Origin of the sequence: Halomonas sp. 707D4 (assembly GCF_024158685.1) — a bacterium.
Taxonomy (GTDB): Bacteria; Pseudomonadota; Gammaproteobacteria; order Pseudomonadales; family Halomonadaceae; genus Vreelandella.
In genome coordinates, this window is sequence record NZ_JAMZBD010000404.1 from 1 (window position 1) to 2,789 (window position 2,789).

The 2,789-nt window shown below is 58.6% G+C and carries 4 protein-coding genes; all 4 read right to left on the reverse strand.

The window, feature by feature from the left end; translation table 11 throughout:
* A partial coding sequence (locus tag BIS11_RS14355) for a tripartite tricarboxylate transporter permease (RefSeq protein ID WP_253586377.1) occupies nt 1–214 on the reverse strand: 214 nt, incomplete at its 3' end.
* Nucleotides 215–233: 19 nt separating this feature from the next.
* Nucleotides 234–668: a tripartite tricarboxylate transporter TctB family protein gene (locus BIS11_RS14360; RefSeq protein WP_253422439.1), complete on the reverse strand. Its 435-nt coding sequence runs from the start codon at nt 666–668 to the stop codon at nt 234–236.
* Between the two features lie 108 nt (nt 669–776).
* Nucleotides 777–1,808: an ABC transporter substrate-binding protein gene (locus BIS11_RS14365; protein ID WP_253422441.1), complete on the reverse strand. Its 1,032-nt coding sequence runs from the start codon at nt 1,806–1,808 to the stop codon at nt 777–779.
* A gap of 390 nt (nt 1,809–2,198) precedes the next feature.
* The coding region (locus BIS11_RS14370; protein ID WP_253586378.1) for a thiamine pyrophosphate-dependent enzyme at nt 2,199–2,789 on the reverse strand (591 nt) is incomplete at its 5' end.

Genomic DNA, 2,789 nt, shown 5'->3' on the forward strand with positions numbered 1-2,789 from the left:
CCGCCGGTACCATCCCGCCGGAAATACCGCCCACGTAAAGCCCGAGCAGCAGCGCAAGCCCGTGATTGAGGCCCAGCGCATAGGTCAGCGGCAGACACACGGCCACCGCCATGGTCGCCGTCATGCCGGGAATCGCGCCGAAGATGATACCCACGAGGGTGCCAAAGCCGACGAGCAGTAAAAAGGTGAAATCGATAAAGGCTAGAAAATCCATGGCAATTTACCCGCTTGGGTCACGGCAAAGTGATGGTGAAGAGCTTGGCGAGCACGAACCAGGCGATGGTCGGTGCGGCGATGGCGTTGATCACCACGATGATCAGTTTTTTCTTCGTCCAGTCGTGCAGGTACATCAACGACATGAGCAGCACGAACACCATCGAGACGAACAGAAAGCCGTACCCGGTGTAGGGAAACAGATCTCCGACCACCGCCATCAGGTAGAAATACGCGCAGATCAGCGCCAGGGTCCCGAAAAACCGCTTCGAGTCCCGCGCCTCGCCGATGATCGGCAGAGTGCGCTCTCCGCGCTTGACGGCAGCCATGAAGGGGACCACTTTCGTCACCAGAATCAGCAGGAACAGCCCGGCCAGTAGCCAGTGCACGATGTGTGGGAAAAACAGGTGCGACGTCTCGAAATCGATCGACACGCTCAAGAGATCTGAGGCCATGGCGGCTCCACGAACGTAGATTCGGCACGTAACCGGCGCCTGTAAAGCTCGCCGTGTGCCTACCAGAGGAAGGCGCGGCCGGCGCTTTAGCTGCCGGCCGCGATGTGCTTAATTGATGTTGCTGATGATGTCCTGGTAGCGGGACATCTTCTCCTGCAGGTACTCGGAGGCCTCGGCGGAGGGCTTGAAATCCGGAATGAAGAACGCATCGAGCTGCGCCTGCTGGACCTCGCCTTCGTCGAAGATCTCGGTCAGCGCCTCGTCGATCTGATCGACGATGCCCTGATCCATCTCCTTGTTGTAAAGGAAGAAGAACTCCTTATCGAAGGTGAAGTTCTCGTCATCGCCCATGGTGACGGTGACGTTGGGCTCGACGTACTCCAGAAGCTGATCGCGAGTGGTCTGCCCAAGCCCCTCTTCCGGTGCCTGCTCGATGGTTTCCTGGCGCGCGGTCAGCCAGACGAAACGCATCGCCTTCTGGTCGCTTTCGGGCAGGCGGGTATACTGCTCGTTGGCCTGCACGCTGCCATTGATGACATCGGCCTGGCCGTCGAAGAGCTGCTGGTTCTTGTCGGACTGGGAGCCTGTATTGACCGCGACCAGATTGTCCTCCTGGCCCGGATGCTCGATGGCGATCGCGTTCTTGAGCGCGCTGAAACCGATTTCCGACACCCCACCTGGCTGGATGGCAACGCGCACGGTTTCACCACTGCCCACCGCCTCGATGATGTCGTCCAGGCTCTGGTACGGAGAGTCCATGGGCACCAGATACGCATTGCCCGGATTGATGGCGATGGTCGGCCCGATGGTGTATTTCTCGAAGATGTCGTCGTAGCCCTGAACGCCGTACAGATGCCCCAGGTAAGACTGGTCGTGGAAGATCATCAGGGTGTTGCCCCGGGAGTCCCGATCCAGCGTGCGAAACGCGGAGCTTGCGCCCACGGCGTCGACCTTCATGTTGACACCCAGGTGCTCGGCCAGGCGGTCGACCACGATGCTGGCGTTCTGATAGGTATCACCACCGGTAGAGGTCGAGCCGATCACGACGCGAACGTTGCCGCGAAGCTGGGCGTCCTGCGCCATGGCGACACCGGAGCCCAAAGCGGCCCCCAACATGACACCGGCGACACTAACACTCATCAGCGTTTTTCTGGCTAACAGCATAAGCTTACCTTTTGCGTTCATTGTGAGTTGTAGTCTTTGGGAACGACTCTTCGGCGCACGACTTGCAAGGACGGCGACCGATTGCTGGCGGCTGGCGTATTACCCTGTTCGAATATTGGTAATACATCATACATTTAGAGGTTAAGAAGAAGCGCCGGGAGGAGCAAGGTTAAACAGTTCAAACGCGACCAAAGTTCTATACTTCACCAAAGTAAAAATAGGCAAGCAGGTATTGCGGGTTAAAACGATGGGTTTTATATGCAGTAGTACGTAACAAATACGTTGTATTTATATAAGTAATCTTGAAACTACACTGCTCTTGCCTGCTCACCTATAAAGGCGTTGAAACAAGAGCAGTCGCATCGCCTAACGCTTCAAGAAATTGCTTTTCACCAGATGGACGACCTCGTCCATCCGTCCGCTCAGCACCGCCTTGGCGGAGTAGAGCGCGGTGGCGCCGACCTGGCCGGCTTCCACCTTCGGTGGCATGACCAGCTCCATCGGGTTGGTCATCACGTCCAGAAGCGCAGGCCCTGGATGGGCGAGCCATTCGGTGATCGCGCTTTCGAGCTCGTCCTCGCGCTCGACGCGTTTGCCCCAGAGCCCGGCGGCGCGGGCCACCTCGCCGAAATCGGGATTTTCGAGCTCGGTGTAGGCGTCGAGCATGCCCTCCACCTTCTGCTCGAGCTCGACGAAGCTCAGCGACTGGTTGTTGTACACCGCGATCTTGAGCGGGATCTTGCGCTGCACCAGGGTCAGAAGATCGCCCATCAGCATCGAGAGTCCGCCGTCGCCGCACAGCGCGATCACCTGGCGCTCGGGGTAGGCGACCTGAATACCCAGCGCCTGGGGATAGGCGTTGGCCATGGTGCCGTGCTGCAGGCTTGAAAGCGTCTTGCGCTCGGCCCCGGCATGGATATGGCGCAGCATCCAGACGTTGACACTGCCGGTATCGGC

Coding starts and splice junctions, on each gene's coding strand:
- BIS11_RS14360 (WP_253422439.1), bottom strand. CDS start 668: ATGGCCTCAGATCTCTTGAGCGTGTCGATCGATTTCGAGACGTCGCAC.
- BIS11_RS14365 (WP_253422441.1), bottom strand. CDS start 1,808: ATGAGTGTTAGTGTCGCCGGTGTCATGTTGGGGGCCGCTTTGGGCTCC.